This window comes from Bradyrhizobium sp. SZCCHNR3119 (genome assembly GCF_032487775.1).
GTDB lineage: Bacteria > Pseudomonadota > Alphaproteobacteria > Rhizobiales > Xanthobacteraceae > Bradyrhizobium.
Genome location: NZ_JAUEUV010000001.1, coordinates 2,148,803 through 2,168,163, shown reverse-complemented (window position 1 = coordinate 2,168,163; position 19,361 = coordinate 2,148,803). Strand labels below are relative to the sequence as shown.

Here is a 19,361-nt window from a genome sequence, read left to right as displayed (position 1 = left end):
ACCTTCACGCGAGCTGATGGGCTGCGACCTTATTTCAGGTTGTGATGACTTATTTCTTCAATGCCATGATGTAGGCGGCAAGGTCAGCGGCGTCCTGCCGGCTAAGCGGCGCATTCGACATCGTTGCATGCGGCAGCAACAGGAATGCGGTGAGTGTCTCCAGGGTCACGCCGTCCTTGGCCGCGATCGCGGCGAACGGCAGGGAGCGTCGGAACCTGGTCGGCTTGTCGGCGACCGCGTGACACTCGGCGCACCAGCGCTCGGCGAGCCGCCGCCCGTGGTCGAGGTCCTCTGCCGTTGCCGATCCGGCTGCAGCAAGCGCGATGACGAGGCTGAGGGAAGCAAGTCGCATAGGCACCTCCTCACAGCGGCTGATCGTCCTCGGTCGGAGGCTCCTCCTGCAGCGAGACGATATCGCCGCCGCCAAGATCCTCTTCCGCCGGCGGGTAGATCCACATGGAGTCGCGGACGTCCTTGACACCCGGCACGCTCTTCGTCGCCGCGATGGCGGCCTGCCGCTCCCTGGCATCGCGGACTGCGCCGTTGAGATAGGCGACGCCGTCGCGGACCAGGACGTTGAGACGACAAGCCTTGCAGGCCGCTTGACCCAGCGCATCCAGGATCTGGCTACGCAGCAGGTCGTCGTCGGGCGTCGGGCCCGGAAGCTCGGACGCGATATCCGCGATGGGCTGGACGAAGTCGCGATAGCTCACGATGCCGACCAGCCGGCCACCGCGGACCACCGGCAACCGCCTGATGTGCTTGGCCTCGATGGTCCGGACGATGTCGGGCAGCGTGGCATTCTCGTCGACCGTGACCGGGTCCGGCGTCATGATTTCGCCGACGGTTCGGCCGTGGGAGCGGACGAAATCGGCGTTCAGTCGCCCACGCCCAACCAGCAGGCCGAGCCAGCGGCCGGGCTTGCGGTCGGTGCCGATTTCGGCGCGGCGGATGAAGTCGCCGTCGGTGACGATGCCGACCAGCTTTCCGGCCGCGTCGACCACCGGCAGGCTCCCGACGTGATTGCGCAGCATGACCTTGGCCGCATCCACGATCGGCGTACCCGGCGTGACCGTTATCACCGATCGACTCATGATCTGATGGGCGCGCATCTTCGCTCTTCCGCGTATTCCGATTCCGTCACGGTGCGATCAATACCGAATGTCAGGCCCCCCGGCTTGACCGGGATCAAGCGGGAAGGGGTGTGCGGCGCCGGCATTATGCCGTAACATCGGGATCGCGTTCTCAAGGGAACGGCATTTCAGAACAAAATGGCTGGGAGAAAAACTGATGAAATCGAGCTTGTTGGCTTTTGCCGCGGTCGGAGCCCTTTTGATGGCCGCGCCAGCATCGGCTCAGGTCAGGATCGGCATCCTCAACGATCAGTCCGGCGTCTATGCCGATTACGGCGGCAAATATTCGGTCGAGGCCGCCAAGATGGCGATCGAGGATTTCGGCGGCGAAGTCCTGGGGCAGAAAGTCGAGCTGGTCACCGCCGATCACCAGAACAAGCCCGATCTCGCCACCTCGATCGCGCGGCGCTGGTATGACACCGAAGGCGTCGACATGATCACGGAGCTGACGACGTCATCGGTCGCGCTCGCGGTGCAGGAATTGTCGGCGGAGAAGAAAAAGATCGACATCGTGGTCGGTGCTGCGACGTCGCGCATCACCGGCGATGCCTGCACGCCGTACGGTTTCCACTGGGCCTTCGATACCCATGCACTCGCAGTGGGCACGGGCGGCGCGCTGGTGGAGGCAGGCGGCGACAGCTGGTTCTTCCTGACCGCGGATTATGCCTTCGGCTACGCGCTGGAGAAGGACACCAGCGACATCGTCAAGGCCAAGGGCGGCAAGGTGCTCGGCTCGGTGCGCATCCCGCTCAATTCGTCCGACTTCTCGTCCTTCCTGCTGCAGGCGCAGAGCTCGAAGGCCAAGATCATCGGGCTGGCGAATGCCGGGCTCGACACCACCAATTCGATCAAGCAGGCGGCCGAATTCGGCATCGTCAAGGGCGGCCAGAAGCTCGCAGGGCTGTTGATGACGCTCGCCGAGGTGAATGGTCTCGGGCTCGAAGCAGCTCAGGGGCTGGTCCTGACCGAAGGCTTCTATTGGGATCATGACGACAAGGCACGTGCCTTCTCGGAGCGCTTCTTCAAGCGCACCGGGCGGATGCCGAGCATGATCCATGCTGGCACCTATTCGGCGACGCTGTCCTATCTGAAGGCGGTCAAGGCCGCCGGCACCAAGGACTCCGACGCCGTGGCCAAGAAGCTCAAGGAGCTTCCGGTCGATGACGCCTTCGCGCAAGGCAAGGTGCAGGAGAACGGCCGCATGGTGCACGACATGTATCTGTTCGAGGTCAAGTCGCCGTCGGAGTCGAAGAAGCCGTGGGACTACTACAAGCTGATCGCGACCGTTCCCGGCGACAAGGCGTTCTTCTCGGCCAAGGAAAGTGGCTGTCCGCTGACGAAGTGACGTCGTAACACAAACAGCTGTCGCCCCGGCGAAAGCCAGGACGACAGCTGGGCTGCGCGGTCAGCCGTGCGCGATCTGCCCGACGATTGCCACCAGCGCACCGAGCAGCAGTGCGAAGGTCGCCAGCGCCTGGGTCGCGAAGCCCGGCCGCCGCTTTTCCGCCGCTTCCGCATAGCCGCGCATGTACATTGCCCGGCCGACGATCCACACCAGCCCGATCAGCGCGGCAAAGCCGTCGCTGACATAGATCGCAAACAGCCAAAGGGCGGGCAGGAAGATCGGCATCCATTCCAGCATGTTCATCTGCACGCGGAAGACGCGCTCGAAATCCGGGTTACCTGCGGTCGCCGGTGCCTTGATGCCGAAGGTGCGGCGCGCCTTCGCGACGCGGATGCCGGTGTAGAAATAGAGCAGGACGGCCAGCACGGTGACGAGTGCGGTGAAGTGATACATCGTGTCGATCCCCATTGATGCGCGCTCTCAATATCCGGTCAGCTCGAGATAGCCTACCCCCTGGTGACTGCCGGTGAAGCTGATCGGGCCTTCCCAATAGGGCACGCTGGTGGCCATCCAGGCGTTCGGATTGAGCGGGACGCTGTCGATGCCGATCGAGAGCGAGGCGATCTCGATGCGCCAGCGCACGGGAAGCTTGCGGCCGGCGATCTCGACGGTGTCCTTCGGCGTCATGACGATGCCGTCGGGGCCGAGCGGCTGCGTCTGGCCATCCGTGCCGATCCAGGTGCCCGACGTGTAGTTGCCATCGTTCTGCCGCATCCGGTACAGCATCAGCTTCTCGCCGGAGGCAAAATGCAGCGCAAACCAGTCCCAGCCGCTCTGGTCGGGCGCGAGCGGCTGGCTGCTCCATTCGCGGTCGAGCCAGGCGACGCCTGAGACTTCAACCGCCTGGTTGTCGAAGCTGAGATTCCCGCGGGCGCGATAGAACGGCTGGCTGTAGTAATAGGAGGCCTGGCCACGCTCGGATTTCCTGCTGTAGCCGTGATCGCCCTGCAGCACGACGGGCCGATCCGCTTCCAGATGCAGCGCGTAGGAAAAACCCGCCGTCGTCGCTGACAGGTCGAGCGGCGCGAGTGAGGCTGCGTCGGTGCGCTCGGTGCCGCCCATCTGCCAATCGTCGATCCAGGCCTGAAACGGCTTGGCGATGACGCCGGCCTGGCCGACGCCGCCGCGCGCGAATTTCTCCGCCGTGCGGTGACTGTCAGCGCGCGTCGCCGCCGCATGCGCCATCCAGAGCTGCTGGTTTTCCCAGCCCTCGCCTTGCGGCCCCGGGCGCGCCGCTTGGCGGAACAAGGTCCACTGCACGCCGTAAGCCTTGCCGGCAGCATCCGTCAGGTTCGCGGTCACGTACCACCATTCGATGCGGAAGTCGGGGTGTGGCCCGTGATCGATGGGAAAGCTGAATGCCTTGCCGGGCAGCACTTGCGCAAAGCCTTTGGCGCTCTCGCTCAGGCCGGCGAAGCCTTGTGCGCGGGCAGTCCCCACGAGGCCGAGCAGCGCGGCGCCGCCGGTGAAGGCACGACGAGTGAGCATGAGATCAGCGCTCAATGGTGAAGACCCTCACGAGATCGGCCGGCTGCATGCGCGCCAGTCGCAGCACCGGCAGCAAGGATGCGGCGACGGCTGCCAGCAACGCCACGATCAGCAGCCGGATCAGTTGCAGCGGGAAGACGTCGAACGGCAGGCGCCAGCCGAACGCCTTCACATTGACGATCGCGATCAGGCACCATGCCACCACGAGGCCGAGCGGCAGCGCCAGTAGCGCCGTGATCGTCGCGACCGACAACGTCTTGAGCAGCTCGATCAGCGCCAGCCGCCGCCGCGTCAGCCCGATCGCCCACAGCGGCGCGAGCTGCGGCAGACGGGCGTTGGCGAGCGTCAACAGGCTCGTCAATAGCGCCACTCCGGCAACGCCGAGGGTGAATGCATTCAGCGCACCGGTCACCGCGAAGGTGCGGTTGAAGATCTGCTTCGATTCCTGCTTCACGCTCGCCTGGTCCAACAAATTGCGGCCGTCGAGGCCGAACTGGCTCGAGAGCGCGGCGATCAGCGTCGGGACATCGGCGGGATCGGCGCGCACCGCCATCCGCGTCAGCGGCGCCGCCGGAAAGCGGCGGCTCAAGGCCGCGACATTCACGGCGATCTGGCCCTTGGGATTGCCATAGTCGGCATAGATGCCGGCTATCTCGATAGCCCATTCGCCGCCCGGCGCTGCTATCTCGATGTGATCTCCGATCGACAGATTGAGACGGCGCGACAATTGCTCGCTGACGAAGCCGGCATCGCCCGGCACCAGCCGCTTCCAGGCACCGGCAGCCGATTGCAGCAGCGGCCAGTGATCGCGATAGGTCGCATGATCTGGCAGGCCGAGGACATCGACCGGCGCGCCGGCGATCTGCGTCTCGGCGCGGCCGCCGAGCAGCACGGCCTTGACCTCGGGGCGCGCGCGCAGCCAGCTCTGGATCGCGCGTGCCTGCGTTTCATCCGCCGGGCTGATGTAGATGTCCGCCGCGAGCCGGCCGTCGAGCCAGACCAGGAAGGTCCGGCTGAAGGTCTCCACCATTGTGGAGACGCCCACATTGACCGCGAGCGCGAGCAGCAAGGCCATCAGCGCCAGCGACAGGCCGGAGATCTGCTGCCGGCTGTCGGCCCAGAACCATTGCGCCAGCGCCTGGCGTGCGCCGCGCTCGCCGAGCCGCAAGACCAATTCCAGGATGGATGGCAGCAGCAGCGCGGCGCCCAGCATCAAGGCGGCGAGCACGCCGAAGCCGGCGAGCAGCGACTGGCCGAGCCAGAGCAGCAGGGCCGCGATTGCGAAGATGACGAGCGCCACCGCGCTCTGCAGCCTGAGCCAGCGCCGTTGCGCCTCCTGCCACGCATGGGCCTGGGCTGAGCTGAGAATCGGCAGCCGCAGCGCCTTGACCAGGCTGGTTGCCGCGGCCGCGATCGCTCCGATGATGCTGATGGCTAGTCCTGCGAACCACCATTGCGGCTGCAGGCTCAATTCGCCCGGGACCTGCGCGCCATAAAGGCCGCGAAGCGAAGCGGCGACGTTCGGCAGCAACGCGGCGGCGATGACATAGCCGCAGACAAGGCCGATGAGGCCAGCCGCGAGCGCGAGGACGATCAACTCGGTGATCAATACCGCATTGAGCTGCCGCGCCGACACGCCGCAGGCGCGCAGGGTTCGCAACATCGGCAGCCGCTGCTCGAAGGCAAGGCCGGTCGCGGAATTGACGATGAAGAGGCCGACGACGAACGAGAGCAGGCCGAAGGCGGTGAGGTTGAGGTGGAAGCTGTCGGTGAGCCGTTCGAGATCGGTCTCGGCATCGGGCTGCACCAGCTGCAGCCGGTCGCCGACGACCTGCTGCAGCGGTTGCCGTGGGCTTGTGCTGCTGCCGACCAGGAGTCGCGAGAGTTGATCCGGCTTCTCGAGCAGCTTCTGGGCGGCGGCGATGTCGAGCACCAGCACGCCGGGCGCAAGCTGCGGCTGCAGCTTGAGTGGCGGCAGTGTCGCATCATTGCTCAGGCGCGGCGTGGTGCCATCCTTGAGCCCGAGATCGGCCAGCGTCTCCGGTGCGATCAGGGTCTGTCCCGGCGGAGTGAGGAAGGTCTCCAGATCGCTGCGGCCGAGGGTCGGTGCATTGCCCACCTCGCTTGGAAGCGAGATCGGCTCGATGCCGAGCAGCCGTACCGAACGGCCCTCGATCTGCACGCGCCCTTCCACCACCGGCGACACCGGCCAGCCGGCGCGGCGCAGCGCGGCGAACAAGCTCTGCGGGAAGGTTCTGCCGTCGCCGCTGACCAGCATCGGCGTGCGCGCGCCGCCGAAGATCGCGGCCGCCCGGTCATAGGACTGGCGCGCCTCCAGGTTCAGCGCCTGCACGCCGCTCCACAGTGCGGTCGCCGAAATCAACCCGATCAGCAGGGTGGCGAGCTGCATCGGATGCCGCCGCCAATGGCTGAGCAGCACGGCCAGGATCCAGAGCGCGCGCGTCATACGACGCGCCCAGCGTGGAGATTGACGTTGCGGTCGAGCATTGCGGCCAGTCGCGTGCTGTGCGTCACCATCAGAAAGCCGCAGCCGGTGCGCGCCACCAGGTCTCGCGTCAACGTCATCACCTCGTCGGCGGTGGCCTCGTCGAGATTGCCGGTCGGCTCATCGGCAAGCAGCAACTGCGGCTTCACCGCGAGTGCGCGGCCGATCGCGACGCGCTGCTGCTGGCCGCCGGAGAGCTGCTCGGGATAACGCTTCAAGACGGCGGTGAGTCCGAGCCGTTCCACCAGTTCGGTGTGCCATGCCGCATCGTGTCGCCCGGCCAAGCGCGCCTGGAAGCTGAGATTATCGGCCACCGACAGGCTCGGCACCAGGTTGAACTGCTGGAACACCAATCCCAGTCGTTCGCGCCGCAGCGCCGCACGCTCGGCATCATCGCACGCACCGATCGAGACACCCTCCAGCATGATCTCGCCGCTATCGGCTGCGTCGAGCCCCGCGATGAGGTGCAAAAGCGTGCTCTTGCCGGAGCCGGATTCGCCGGTGAGTGCGACGCGTTCGCCACGTCCAACGTCGAGATCGACGCCGCGGAGAACGCTGATCGGCTCGCCGGCCGAGCGATAGGTCTTGAACAGGTTTCGAACGCTTAGCACGATCCATTCGCCGATTTTTTTGCGTCACGGCATATAGCAAGGCCGCAGTGCAAGATCACGGCCCCGGCAGTCAAATTTGCCTGCTTGTCGGTATTCCCGTGAGTCATGGTTGCGAGCAGCGACATTGCAAGCCTGATCGTCCCGTGCGTAGCATACGAACGCCCGACCGACAGGGCGAACAAGAGATGAGCCGGGGAGGGAACATGACCGCAGCCACACGGATGGGGACGCCCAAGCAGACTCCGAAAGGCGCCTGGACGATCACATGGCTCCTGTTTCTGTTCATGGTCGTGAACTTCGCCGACAAGATCGTGGTGGGATTGGCTGGCGTGCCGATCATGACGGATCTCAAGCTCGATGCCGAACAGTTCGGCCTGTTGGGCTCCTCGTTCTTCTTCCTGTTTTCGCTGTCGGCCATCGTCGTCGGCTTTGCCGTGAACCGCATTGCCACACGCTGGGTCTTGCTGGTTCTGGCACTGATCTGGGCGCTGGCCCAGCTTCCGATGGTCGGCGAGGTCGGGCTCGCGACTCTGCTCGTCTGCCGCATCGTCCTTGGCGCGGGCGAAGGTCCGGCCGCATCGGTCGCCATGCATGCGATCTACAAGTGGTTCCCCGACGAGAAGCGCGCGCTGCCGACCGCGATCCTGACCCAAGGCTCGGCCTTCGGCGTGATCATCGCGGTGCCGGCCTTGAATTTTGTCATCGTTCGCTACGGCTGGCACTACGCGTTCGGTGCACTTGGACTGGTCGGGCTGCTGTGGGCCGGTGCCTGGTTCGTGGTCGGCAAGGAAGGGCCGCTCGGCGAAAGCGAGGTGGCCGCGGCATCGGATGCGCGCGTTTCCTATGCGCAGTTGCTGCTGTCGCGCACCTTCATCGGCTGCGTGGCTTCGAGCTTCGGTGCCTATTGGGCGCTGTCGATCGGACTCACCTGGTTCACGCCGTTCCTGATCAAGGGTCTCGGCTTCAGCCAGGAAAAAGCCGGCCTCATCTCGGTGCTGCCGTGGCTCTTCGGTGCGACCATCGTTCTCGCGACGGGCTGGCTGTCGCAGGTGCTGATGGCGCGCGGCCATTCCACCCGCATCGCGCGGGGCGTGCTCGGAGCCGCGCCGTTGGTCGTCGGCGGCCTGATCATGTCGCTGATGCCTTACAGCAGCGGTGCCGCCACGCAGATCGCACTGCTCGTGGTCGGAGCGGGGCTGAGCGGATCGATCTACGTGGTCTGTCCATTGATGATCGCCGAATTCACCCCCGTGACCCAGCGTGGTGCCGCGATCGCGATCTATGGCGCGGTCTATACGCTGGCCGGCATCATCGCGCCGAACGTGGTCGGCAAGGTGGTGCAGAACGCCGCCAGCCTTCTCGATGGCTACCTGCTGGGATACCTCATCAATGCAGTGATCCTAGTGATTTCAGGCCTGCTTGGCCTGGCGCTGCTCTGGCCGAATACCGAGCGCGCCCGGTTGCAGACGGCCCAGCAGACTACGCCGGAGTTTGCGTGATCACTGCCGTCGTCCCTGCGAACGCAGGAACGACAGCGAGCTTGTTGAGGCCGCCCGCCTCAATTCAACGCCTGCGCCCCCCTGATCAATCGGCCCGGATGGGCGCCGGTCGCCTCTCCATTTCTCCTCGTCACCACGCCGGAAACGATCGTGGCCTCGTAACCATCCACCTGCTGCATCAGCCGGCGGCCGCCGACGGGAAGGTCGTAATGCACCTTCGGCGGATGCAGATGCAGCCGGTCATAGTCGATCACATTGACGTCGGCCTTGTAGCCGGGGGCAATCAGGCCGCGATCGCTGAGTCCGACCGACAGGGCCGTCTTGCGGGATTGCGCGGCCACGACGAAGGGGATTGAAAGCTTTTCGCCGCGCTTGCGGTCGCGCGTCCAATGCGTAAGCAGATAGGTCGGGAAGCTCGCATCGCAGATGATGCCGCAATGCGCACCGCCGTCGCTGAGGCCAGGCACCGCGCTGGGATCGCGCAGCATCTCGAATGTCGCATCGAGATTGCCATCGGCGTAATTGAGGAACGGCACGTAGAGCATGCCGCGGCCGTTGTCCGACAGCATGGCATCATAGGCCAGTTCTTCCGGTCTGCGGCCCAAGCGCTGCGCCTTCGCACCGAGCGCATTCTCCGGCGGCTGCTCGTAGTCCGGCGGATCGCCGAGCAGATACATCTTGTCGTAATTCGGCCTGAAGAACAGCGGATCGTCAGTCGCGCGCGCCTGTTCGCTCAGGATCGCGGCGCGTACCTCGCTCTGCCGCATCCGCGCGACGCGCTCGGCAAGAGGCAGATGCGCGATCGCCTGGTAGCTCGGATGGGTCTGCAGCGGATTGCGCGACAGTTCGAGCCCGAGCAGCAGGCCGACCGGGCGCGCTGCGATCTGCGTCGTCACCGAGAGGCCTCGCGCGGCGGCGGCATTGATCTCGGCGAGCGTTTGCCGCCACCGCTCCGGCGCGCGATCGTTCTGCGTCACCGAGAACGAGATCGGGCAGCGCGTCGTCTCCGCAACGCGGAGCATCATCGGCAGATCTTCATGGATGGTGGAGATGTCGAGCACGAATTGCAGCACGCTGCGGCCTGCCGTCTGCATCGCGCCGGCGATTGCCGTCAGCTCGTCCTCGCCTGCCTTGAGCGTCGGCGTGTAGTCCCCGGTCGAGGTGCGGTGGTTGAGCGTGCGCGAGGTCGAAAATCCCAGCGCGCCTGCGTGCACGGCCTCGCCTGCCAGCGCGGCCATTGCCCGGTTGTCATCCGCCGTTGCGGGATCGCGCCGCGCGCCGCGTTCGCCCATCACATAGACGCGCAGCGCCGCATGCGGCAGCTGCGCACCGACATCCATGTCGAAGTTGCGCTTCGACAGCCAATCCATGTAGTCGGGAAAGCTTTCCCATTCCCAGGGAATGCCGGCCGACAACACCGGCTCGGGAATATCCTCGACGCCTTCCATCAATTGGATCAGGCGCTGATGGTCGGCCGGCCGGCAGGGTGCGAAGCCGACACCGCAATTGCCCATGATCGCCGTGGTCACGCCATTCTGCGACGAGGGCGAGATCTCGTCGGTCCAGGTCACCTGGCCGTCGTAATGCGTGTGCACGTCGACGAAGCCGGGCGTGACCAGCTTGCCTTTGGCATCGATCTCGTCACGGCCCTTGGCTTGTACCTTGCCGACTTCGCTGATGCGGCCGGCGGCAATGGCGACGTCCGCCTCGTAGAGCGCGCCGCCCGTTCCATCCGCGATCGTGCCGCCACGAATGACGAGATCCGGCTGCTGAGTCATGGCGTTCTTCCCCGGTTGTTGTTCTTGGTCTGACATCATCGATCGACTGCCGGGGATGTCAACACGCGGGAAATGATGAGCTGCGGTGTCACGCAGTGCGTAGGGTGGGCAAAGCGAAGCGTGCCCACCGCTGAGTCTGGGATGCGTCGAGCGGTGGGCACGGCGCTTTGCGCCTTTGCCCACCCTACGTCTGAATTGCTTGGGGGAGCCTGCCACCCGTTCGCGCGGAACCGGGGGCGCAATGATGGGCTACGCCTCGACGGTCTTCGCCTTCGCCGGGCGCTCGGTGAAGAACGCCAGCACGATCGTCAGCAGCATGAAGACGACGGAGGCGCCGAACACCCAGCGCGGCGCATTCATGTCCATGATCCAGCCGAACAGCAGCGGGCTGACGACGCCGGCGAAATTGAAGCCGGTGGAGACGATGCCGAAGGCGCGGCCCGCCGCGCCGGCGGGCGCCGCGTTGCGCACCAGCATGTCGCGCGAAGGCGCGATCACGCCGCTGAGGAAACCGGCGACCAGCATGACCGCGGTGAGCAGGACTGTCGGCAAGGTCAGGAAGGTGATCGCGAGCACCAGCACCGTATTGATCGCGTAGGCGACGGCTGCGACCAGATTGTGATGACGGATGCGGTCGGCAAGATGTCCACCCGCGAGCACGCCGACGGCGCTGGCGCCGAGGAAGGCGGTGAGCGCGATGTTGGCGCTGGAGAACGAGATGCCATAGCCGTTCATCAGCGCCACCACGCCGAAGCTGGCGATGCCGGAATTGGACAGGCTGAGCAGCATGAAGAAGATCGTCAGGAGCATCAGCAGCGGCGTCAGCAGGTTCGGCTGCGCGACCTTCACTCCGTCGACATGATGCGGATGCGGCGGAACTTCGGGCACGTTGCCGAGGAGGAGCAACAGCGCCGCAACGGGACCGACGAGGCCAGCCACGATCAGGGCGCCGAACCCGCCGACCGTAGTCACCAGCGCCGCCATGATCGCCGGCGCGACCGCGCCGCCGAGATAGCCGGCGAAGGTGTGGACGCCGAAGGCGCGGCCCATCCGCTTTTCTTCGATATGGGCCGCGAGCAGCGCGTAGTCGGACGGGTGATAGACGGCGTTGGCGAGCCCGAGCAGCACGGCGGAGACGATCAGGCTCGCATAGCTCAGATGGACGCCGAGCATGGCGAGCGACAGGCCGCCGACGGTGAGGCCGAGCAGCAGGATCCGCCGCGCCCCGGCACGGTCGACCAGGTAGCCGACCGGCGCTTGCGTCAGCGCTGACACCGCCGCGAACAACGTCAAGGGAAAGCCGAGCTCGACATAGCCGACGCCGAGCCGCTCTTTCAGGAACGGAAACAGCATCGGCAGGACGAGCATATGCAGGTGGCTGACCCAGTGAGCGAGCGAGACCAGCACCAGCGTCCGCAGCGAGGATGCTGCCTTCGGCAGGCCCTCGGTCTGTTGCGATGCGGCGAGAACGTCAGCCATGAACTCTTCCGTTTCCTTCCCGGCGCATCACGGAACGCGAGCCAGCAAGTCCAAGCGGGCAGGTCCTGCATGCCATGCGCGACAATGCGTCACACTATCGGCGATTGCGGCCCATTGTCCACGAACGCGGGTGCATGGCACGTGCGCGAGGGTGCCTATTGGGCGTTCGCCAGCCCTGGATTGCCGTCAACGCCGCTCAGCATGACCTGAGGTGCGCTGATCGACACCGCGCCGGACCGGAGATAGCTCGTGACGACGTCCCAAACCGGTTTCCCGGTTTGCTCGTTCATCGAGGCCCAGCCTGCAACCTTGTAGTGACGGTTCGGTTGGAGCGCATGGCCATTGCTCCGTTTGAGATCGGAGATGCGCCGGCCGATCGCCTCGGTCGGGGTGCAGCGATAGGTGAGCCCGCCGACCCGCATCATGTCGCCGCCCTGCTGCAGATAGGGATCGGCATTGAACAGGTTGTCGCAGACGTCTTCCATCACGTCCTTGATCTGAGCGCCCGTCATCTCCTGGAGATAGGTCTCGGCATAGGTGATCGCGGTCTGCGCCAGCACATCCTCCGTCGTCACGGGCTGGCCGGCCAGGAGCGTGGGGCCCCAGCGGAACCCCGGCGAGAACGCGATCTCGGCGTCGAGTTCGCTGCGCAGCGCATCGCAGATCAATTCGTCCATCGAGCCTTCGAAATTGCCGCGGCGATACAACAGGCGGTCGGTGGTGGTGAGCCGGTCGGACCAGGCTGCCACCTGCGGCTGCTGCAGCTGATCGATCAGCGCCTGCATCGCCGGATCCGGCTTCAATAGTTCCGAATAGACCGGCAGCAGCCTGTAGCGCACGTCGGTGATATGGCCCTTGGCAATCTCGAGATCGAGCACGCCCAGAAATTTGCCGTTCGAGCCCGCATTGGTCACCAGCGTCGCGCCGCCGGCATTCTTCACCTCGACCGGCTGCGGGACCGCATCATGGGTGTGGCCGCCGAGGATGACGTCGATGCCGGTGACGCGGCTTGCGAGCTTGAGATCGACATCCATGCCGTTGTGCGACAGCAGGATCACGACGTCGGCCTTTTCCTTGGCGCGGAGATCGTCGACCAGCGTCTGCAGCTCCGCCTCGCGGATGCCGAACGTCCAGTCCGGCGTGAAGCGCCGCGGGTGCGCGACCGGAACATAGGGAAAGGCCTGGCCGATCACCGCGATGCGGGCACCGCCGATCTCTTTGACGATGGCGGGCTTGAACACGCGATGCGTCGCCGGATCGAATGCCTTGGCGTCGTTGAAGGCCGCCTCTTCGGTCAGGAATACGTTCTGCGCCAGGAACTCGCCCTTGAAGCGGGCGAGATTGGCGCGCAAGGTGGCCTCGCCATAAGTGAACTCCCAATGCCCGGTCATCGCCTCGATGCCGAGCAGGTTGGCGGCATCGACCATGTCGGCGCCGCGCATGCTGTTGGCGAGCCCGCTGCCTTGCCAGAGGTCGCCGCCGTCGACGAGCAACGAGCGATGGTCGCCGACATCGCCGCGCAATTTGTCGACCAGCGTTTTCAGATGCGCAAAGCCGCCGAGCCGGCCGAAGCGCGGCGCGGACTTCTCGAACTCGAACGAGGTGAAGGCGTAGGCTTCGGCGCTGTCAGGCCGGATGCCGTAGCGCTCGAGGAAGGCGCGCTCGACCAGATGCGGCGGCTGGCCCCACATCGCGCCGATCCCGATATTGACGCTGGGCTCGCGGAAATAGACCGGCCTCAGCTGCGCATGGGTATCGGTGAGGTGCAGGATGCGCGCATTGCCGAAGCGTTCGAGGTCGTAGAGGCTGACCGTCTCGCCGCTCCGCGCAGTGCGCAGCAGCGCCGGCGCGGCCAGGGCTGCGGCAGCAGTAAGTTTCAGAACATCCCGGCGCCGAACTGTCATCGCCTTGCATCCGCCGCCTAGCGGATCTCCATCGCCTTCCAGCGCTGCTTTTCGGAGGTCGCCTGGAAGATCGAGGCCCTGGCCAGCGCTTCGGCCTCCGCGGCCGATTTCACGGCCTGATCGAAATTGCCAGTCTCGGCTGCCTTTTTTGCGGCGGCAAGCGCGGCTTCCGTCGTGGTCCATTGATTGCGCAAGCGGCCCGCTTCCTGCTCGGCGGCATCGGCCGCGGCAAGCGCCGCCTTGAAATCAGCTTCCGTCGCCGCGCGGGCCGGCATGACAGCGGCCGTCAGCATGATCGCGGCGAAGGCGATGCACTTCATGGCCCGGCTCATGGTCTTGCTCCCGGTCCCGAGATCGGCAGGCCGTTCGACACGTAGGAGAGATAATATTCGAGGTCGCGATATTCCTCGGATTGCGGCTCCAGCGGCACACCGCGGACCTGGCTGTTGCAGGTGGTGAAGCGGCGGCTGATCGTGCCCATGCCGCTCCATTCCGAGCGGTAGATCGGCATCGCATTCAGGATGCCCAGCGCTGGCGCCAGGATCTCGGCGCGGATGCGCTCGCCGGGATTCTGCACATGGCAGCTCGCACAGGAGAAATTGAGCTGACCGCGTCGGGTGTAGAAATATTCCTTGCCCTTCTCATAAGCCTCGAGCGCGCGCGGATCGTCGGGGATCTTGATGTCGAACGGCTTGCCGCGCGAGGTGAACGCCATGTAGGCGGCGAGCGAGGCCATCTCGTCCTTGACGTAGGAATAGGGCGCCTCGCCATTGGCCTCGCGGCAGCGGTTGAGCGCGAGCTCGAGCGTGACGACCTGGCCTTCGTTGGCGTCGAAATAGGGATAATTCTGGCGGATGCCGATGCCGCCGTTCGGGAAGCAGTCAGCGTAGGTCTTGCCGTTCTTGAACGGCTTTTCGAACCTCTCCCTGCCGGCCTCCAGCGCGAACTCGTAGGGCGGGAACTCCTCCTTCTCCTCCCACTGCTTCCGCATGTCCTCGTTCATCGAGTACGGGCCGTTGACGAAGTCCTCGAACTTCACCTTCGGAAATTTCTTGCGGAAGAAATCCTGGAACGCCTTCGCATCCGCCGCGGGATCGACCTGGTCGGCGGCGGGCGCATTGGCGCCGAGCGCAACGAGCGCCGAGGCGGCAGCCAGGAGGAGAAGAGCGAGGCGGCTACGCATGTCTACCCGTTTTCTCTACTGGATCTTCGCGGTCAGGCTGTCGGTTGCGCCTTTGTTGTCGACCCAGCTCACCTTGATCTCGTCGCCCTTGGCGCCGCCCTTGAAGGCGAATTTCACGTAAGGGTCTTTGGAGACCGCAGTGCCCCAGTCGGCGAGGAACACCGTCTTGCCATTGTGCTCGAAGGTGAGCCGCTGGATGAAATGCGCCGGGATCAGCTCGCCCTTGGGGTCCTTGACCAGGCCCGTATCCATAGGGTGCTGGATCAGGGTCTGCACGTCCGTGACCTCGCCGTTCTGGATCGCGCGCACGCGGATGCTCGATGCCATCGTTGAACTCCTGAGCTATCCGCCGCAGCCGCCGACGGTGACCTTGACCTCTTTGGTCACGCTGTAGAGCTTGCCGCCGGATTCGACCAGCGCGATCACATTGCTCGTCTTGGCCATCTTCAGCCGGTTCGATACCGCCGGAATGGTGCCTTCCGGGATCTTGTACGAGGCCGCCAGCGCAAACGGGTTCTCGCTGACGACGAAGGCGATCGAGCTGACGTCGGGAAGCGTCGTGGTCACCGCGATCGGCACCACGCCGCCATTCTCGGCGATTTCGGGCGCGTCCAGCTTGATCTTGTCGGAGGGCTCGTGGTCCCGGCCGTAAAGCAGCTTGATGGCCTCGCTCGCGCTCTTCTGCTTGAAGGCGTCTTCCGGATAGGCGTCGTTGGCCGCGGCAAACGCGGGCGCAAAGCCGAACGCGGTTTGGCCCAGGGTTTGGCCCACGCCGAGCAGCGCCACTGCGCCGGCGCCCTTGAGGATCAGGCGGCGCGTCGCCAACGGCTCGGCGGAGCAGCCCAAACTGGCGGTCATTTCAAATCTCTCCAAATTCTCGGGATCAGAGGGTCTGCAGGAAATCGACGATCGCGTTGATCTCCTGCTCGGTCAGGATGCGATTGCGGCCGAACGGCGGCATTACCGTCTGCGGATTGCGTGCGGTCTCGTCTTTGAGGATCGCAACCAGCTCGTTGTGGTCGTAGCGTAGCTTCAGGTTCTCGAGCTTCGGTCCGATCGAGCCGGGCAGATCGCCGCCCTTGATCTCGTGACAGGTCAGGCAATTGCCTTTGCCGCGATCGAAGGCGAGCTTCTGGCCTTCGCTGACCGCCGATTGGGCCTGTGCGACCGAGGCGGCAAGCACGGAGAGGCCCAGCGCCAGGGCGGTGGTCGAGATCGCGTGTGAAAGCAAGGTGTGTTCCAGCCCGTTCGGTGAACCGCAATACTATAGGGATTGACAAGCATAAAGGCCACCGGCTGGCAATGCTGCCTGTCCTGCGCCGCCGGTTCGGTTAAGCTGAAGGACAAAGGAGATCGCCAAAGGAGATGGCCGTGGCGGAGTATGTGGTCGAGTTCGGCAAGGACGGGCGGCGGGTGGAACCGGACGGGCGTCTGGATGCGGCGGCGTTCCACCGCAATCATCAGCCGATCTGGGCGGTGCTGGCGCGTTTCCTCGGCCAGCAGACCGGCGACGTGCTCGAGGCCGGCAGCGGCACCGGCCAGCACGTGGTCTATTTCGCCGGGCAGAGCCCCGGTATCATCTGGTGGCCGAGCGACTACAAAGAGCAGCACCTGAAGAGCATCGCGGCCTGGCGCGCGCATGCGGGCCTGCCGAACATCCGGCCGCCGCGCCAGATCGATCTGTCCGATCCCGTCTGGTGGGCCAGGCTGCAGGCCGATGGCGGCCCGTCCGGGCTACGCGCCGTGTTCTGTGCCAACGTGATCCACATCGCGCCATGGTCGGTGGCGGAAGGGCTGTTCGCCGGCAGCGCGCAGGCGCTGCAGCCGGACGGCCTGTTGTTTCTCTATGGTCCGTTCAAGCGCGCCGGTAAGCACAGCGCGCTCAGCAATGCAGTGTTCGATACGTCGTTGCGCGAGGGCAATCCGGAATGGGGCGTGCGCGACATCGTCGATCTCGAGGCGCTTGCCTCGCGCTGCGGCCTTGCGCTGCGTGAGACGGTCGACATGCCCGCCAACAACATGATTCTGGTGTTCGGGCGAAGCGATGGTGCTGCGACCCCCGATTGACATCCGATTGACATGGCTCAAACGCGGCGGCGCCTTCGGGTGAAATACCGATAGCCGGATGAGCTCGCAGGCCGCGGCATGGCCCGCGTCCGTCCGGGTCGGTTGCTCGGACCCAACCTTCTGCTACTGGAAGGAAGCAAACCGGGCGAATGGCCCCTGGCGTGGACTGATGAATGACCGAGTTGATCGCAGACGGCGACGAGATCACGGATGACGCGCGCGCGCGGCGCAATGTGGCGCGGCTCGCCGCGGCACAAGCGCTGACCGGCGCCAATTCGGCGGTGATCTTTGCAACTGGCGCCATCGTCGGTGCCACCATCGCGCCTAGCGTCGCCTTCGCCACGGTGCCGATCTCGATGTATGTGGTCGGCCTCGCCGTCGGCACGCTCCCGACCGGCGCGATTGCGCGGCGCTTCGGCCGCCGGGCCGCGTTCGTCATCGGCACCGGATTCGGCGCCATCACCGGCGTCCTCGGCTCGCTTGCGATCCTGCGCGGCTCGTTCGCGTTGTTCTGCGTTGCGACCTTTCTCGGCGGCCTCTACGGCGCGGTGGCGCAGTCCTATCGCTTCGCCGCCGCCGATGGCGCCAGCGAGGCGTTTCGGCCCAAGGCGGTGTCGTGGGTGATGGCGGGCGGCATCTTCGCGGGCCTGCTCGGTCCACAGCTCGTGCAATGGACCATGGACGTCTGGCAGCCTTATCTGTTCGCCTTCAGCTATCTGGCGCAGGCGGCGATCGCGCTGGTCGCGATGGCCATCGTCGCCGGGGTCGATATGCCCAAGCCTGCGCCGGCCGATCTGCATGGCGGACGGCCGCTGCTCGAGATCGTGTGCCAGCCACGCTTCATCGCCGCCGCGCTGTGCGGCACCATCGCTTATCCCGTGATGAACCTGGTGATGACCTCGGCGCCGCTCGCCATGCAGATGTGCGGGCTCACCGTGTCCGATTCCAATTTCGGCCTGCAGTGGCACATTGTGGCGATGTACGGCCCGAGCTTCTTTACGGGCTCGCTGATCGCGCGCTTCGGCGCCCCTGTCATCGTCGCGGTCGGCCTGGCCTGCGAGGCGGTCGCCGCCATGATCGGGTTGTCGGGCCTCACCGCCATGCATTTCTGGGCGACTCTGGTGATGCTCGGGGTGGGCTGGAATTTCGGCTTCGTCGGCGCCTCCGCGCTGGTGCTGGAAACGCATACGCCGTCCGAGCGCAACAAGGTGCAGGCCTTCAACGATTTCCTGATCTTCGGGTTGATGGCGCTGGGCTCGTTTTCCTCCGGTCAGTTGCTCGCCAATTTCGGCTGGTCGGCGGTGAACCTCGTGGTGTTTCCGCCGGTGCTGCTCGGGCTGTGCGTGCTGGCGCTGGTCTGGTCGTCGAAACGCCGCACGCGGCTCGCGGCGGTGGATGTGTCCACAGATTTTCGGCCGTGAAGTTCGACCTCTCATCGCAGTGCCGCCGTGCTCCCCTCCCCCCTGCGGGGAGGGGGTGGGGGGCCACGAGTCATTCTCTCTCGAGGCTATGAGCGTGAGTTCGATGGAAGACATCAGTGGTCATTATCGATCACCGCAGCCGAGCAGTGCTTTGAGTCGCGCTTCGCAGATCGAAGCGCAGGAGATACTATAGTGCGTCCTCGTAACGCTGATGTGTTGGGAGATATGGACGCACCCTCAATGAAATTCGGTGCGTGTTGACCCCCACCCCCAACCCCTCCCCGCAAGGGGGAGGGGAGTTCACCTTCGCCTCGGTGAGGTGCTATCCGCACTTCACTTCAATTCCGACACTTCTCCCTCTGGCAGATCGAACTCGAACGCATTGAGCGTCATCGACACCATCGTATAGTAGCCGCACAGCCCGATGATCTCGACCAGCCCGCGCTCGCCGAGCAGCGCGCTCGCCTCAGCGTAGAGCGCATCCGTCAGGCCGTGACCCTCGTGCAGTGATTTCGCGACGTCGTAGATCATCTTCGCCTTGGGATCGCTGAACGCAGGCGTGCGGCGATCGCGGATATCGTCGATGATCTTGATGTCCAGCCCGCCCTGCAGCGCGAGCCGCTTATGCGCGTACCATTCGTAATGCGCGGTCCAATGCCGTGCGGTGACCAGGATCGCGATCTCCGAGAGCGCTGCGGGCAATACCGTGTCGTAGCGCAGGAAGGCGCCGAGCCGGGTCGCATGCCGCGCCATGTCCGGACTGTTGAGCCAGGCCATCATCGGCGGCGGTGGCGCGCCGCGCTTGCTCGCGATCGACTCGTCGTAGATAGCCCGTTGCTCCGCGCTCATTTCGCCTGGCGAAAGAAGTTTCAGCCGCACGTCCGTTT

The 19,361-nt window shown here is 65.2% G+C and carries 19 protein-coding genes; 4 read left to right on the top strand and 15 right to left on the bottom strand.

The annotated features are described in order from the left end of the window. Window positions 1-49: 49 nt before the first annotated feature. Together QX034_RS10250 and QX034_RS10245 are read right to left on the bottom strand one after the other, a co-directional pair. Window positions 50-352, bottom strand: coding sequence for a cytochrome c (locus QX034_RS10250; RefSeq protein ID WP_315762488.1), 303 nt, complete (start codon window positions 350-352; stop codon window positions 50-52). Between the two features lie 10 nt (window positions 353-362). Then, window positions 363-1,112 (bottom strand): CBS domain-containing protein, encoded by a 750-nt coding sequence (locus QX034_RS10245; RefSeq protein WP_315728195.1) that lies wholly within the window; start codon window positions 1,110-1,112, stop codon window positions 363-365. Window positions 1,113-1,290: 178 nt separating this feature from the next. Between QX034_RS10245 and QX034_RS10240 the strand changes: the two genes are divergently transcribed. Beyond that, window positions 1,291-2,478: an ABC transporter substrate-binding protein gene (locus QX034_RS10240; protein ID WP_315762489.1), complete on the top strand. Its 1,188-nt coding sequence runs from the start codon at window positions 1,291-1,293 to the stop codon at window positions 2,476-2,478. A gap of 60 nt (window positions 2,479-2,538) precedes the next feature. Here QX034_RS10240 and QX034_RS10235 read toward each other — a convergent pair whose 3' ends face one another. Genes QX034_RS10235 through QX034_RS10220 form a run of 4 tightly spaced genes read right to left on the bottom strand, consistent with a single transcriptional unit; the run spans window position 2,539 to window position 7,143 of the window. After that, window positions 2,539-2,931, bottom strand: coding sequence for an MAPEG family protein (locus QX034_RS10235; protein WP_315703165.1), 393 nt, complete (start codon window positions 2,929-2,931; stop codon window positions 2,539-2,541). A gap of 27 nt (window positions 2,932-2,958) precedes the next feature. Beyond that, on the bottom strand, window positions 2,959-4,041 hold the full coding sequence (locus QX034_RS10230) for a lipocalin-like domain-containing protein (RefSeq protein WP_316195351.1): 1,083 nt from the start codon (window positions 4,039-4,041) through the stop codon (window positions 2,959-2,961). Further along, window positions 4,031-6,493, bottom strand: coding sequence for an ABC transporter permease (locus QX034_RS10225; protein ID WP_315728199.1), 2,463 nt, complete (start codon window positions 6,491-6,493; stop codon window positions 4,031-4,033). Before QX034_RS10225 ends, QX034_RS10230 begins: the two co-directional genes overlap by 11 nt. Beyond that, the gene (locus QX034_RS10220) at window positions 6,490-7,143 is read right to left on the bottom strand and encodes an ABC transporter ATP-binding protein (protein WP_315702692.1); all 654 of its coding nucleotides are present in this window, start codon (window positions 7,141-7,143) and stop codon (window positions 6,490-6,492) included. The genes QX034_RS10225 and QX034_RS10220 overlap by 4 nt, the downstream gene beginning before the upstream one ends. 185 nt (window positions 7,144-7,328) lie before the next feature. On the opposite strand from QX034_RS10220, the gene QX034_RS10215 reads away from it, so the two are divergent. Further along, window positions 7,329-8,642: an MFS transporter gene (locus QX034_RS10215; RefSeq protein WP_409977713.1), complete on the top strand. Its 1,314-nt coding sequence runs from the start codon at window positions 7,329-7,331 to the stop codon at window positions 8,640-8,642. A gap of 59 nt (window positions 8,643-8,701) precedes the next feature. On the opposite strand, the gene QX034_RS10210 is transcribed toward QX034_RS10215, so the two are convergent. The 8 genes from QX034_RS10210 to soxX form a co-directional block, all read right to left on the bottom strand. Beyond that, window positions 8,702-10,420: an N-acyl-D-amino-acid deacylase family protein gene (locus tag QX034_RS10210; RefSeq protein ID WP_315807192.1), complete on the bottom strand. Its 1,719-nt coding sequence runs from the start codon at window positions 10,418-10,420 to the stop codon at window positions 8,702-8,704. Window positions 10,421-10,669: 249 nt separating this feature from the next. Further along, window positions 10,670-11,899, bottom strand: a complete 1,230-nt coding sequence (locus QX034_RS10205) for an MFS transporter (protein WP_315702695.1) — start codon at window positions 11,897-11,899, stop codon at window positions 10,670-10,672. A gap of 155 nt (window positions 11,900-12,054) precedes the next feature. After that, on the bottom strand, window positions 12,055-13,803 hold the full coding sequence (gene soxB, locus QX034_RS10200) for a thiosulfohydrolase SoxB (protein WP_315702696.1): 1,749 nt from the start codon (window positions 13,801-13,803) through the stop codon (window positions 12,055-12,057). Between the two features lie 17 nt (window positions 13,804-13,820). Then, complete coding sequence (locus QX034_RS10195) at window positions 13,821-14,135, bottom strand: hypothetical protein (protein WP_409977460.1); 315 nt, start codon at window positions 14,133-14,135, stop codon at window positions 13,821-13,823. Further along, window positions 14,132-14,986 (bottom strand): sulfur oxidation c-type cytochrome SoxA, encoded by an 855-nt coding sequence (gene soxA / locus QX034_RS10190; RefSeq protein WP_315702697.1) that lies wholly within the window; start codon window positions 14,984-14,986, stop codon window positions 14,132-14,134. The genes QX034_RS10195 and soxA overlap by 4 nt, the downstream gene beginning before the upstream one ends. Before the next feature lie 15 nt (window positions 14,987-15,001). Further along, window positions 15,002-15,313 (bottom strand): thiosulfate oxidation carrier complex protein SoxZ, encoded by a 312-nt coding sequence (gene soxZ, locus QX034_RS10185; protein ID WP_315702698.1) that lies wholly within the window; start codon window positions 15,311-15,313, stop codon window positions 15,002-15,004. A 15-nt stretch (window positions 15,314-15,328) separates the two neighbouring features. Then, a complete protein-coding gene (gene soxY, locus QX034_RS10180) occupies window positions 15,329-15,844 on the bottom strand; it encodes a thiosulfate oxidation carrier protein SoxY (RefSeq protein WP_315702699.1) in 516 nt (171 codons plus the stop codon). 25 nt (window positions 15,845-15,869) lie between these two features. Then, complete coding sequence (gene soxX, locus QX034_RS10175) at window positions 15,870-16,217, bottom strand: sulfur oxidation c-type cytochrome SoxX (RefSeq protein WP_315702700.1); 348 nt, start codon at window positions 16,215-16,217, stop codon at window positions 15,870-15,872. 140 nt (window positions 16,218-16,357) lie between these two features. On the opposite strand from soxX, the gene QX034_RS10170 reads away from it, so the two are divergent. Both QX034_RS10170 and QX034_RS10165 read left to right on the top strand, forming a co-directional pair. Further along, window positions 16,358-17,053 (top strand): DUF938 domain-containing protein, encoded by a 696-nt coding sequence (locus tag QX034_RS10170; protein WP_315703167.1) that lies wholly within the window; start codon window positions 16,358-16,360, stop codon window positions 17,051-17,053. 173 nt (window positions 17,054-17,226) lie between these two features. Further along, complete coding sequence (locus tag QX034_RS10165) at window positions 17,227-18,474, top strand: MFS transporter (RefSeq protein ID WP_315744220.1); 1,248 nt, start codon at window positions 17,227-17,229, stop codon at window positions 18,472-18,474. 333 nt (window positions 18,475-18,807) lie between these two features. Here QX034_RS10165 and QX034_RS10160 read toward each other — a convergent pair whose 3' ends face one another. Beyond that, a complete protein-coding gene (locus QX034_RS10160; protein WP_315703168.1) occupies window positions 18,808-19,353 on the bottom strand; it encodes a carboxymuconolactone decarboxylase family protein in 546 nt (181 codons plus the stop codon). Window positions 19,354-19,361: the final 8 nt, after the last annotated feature.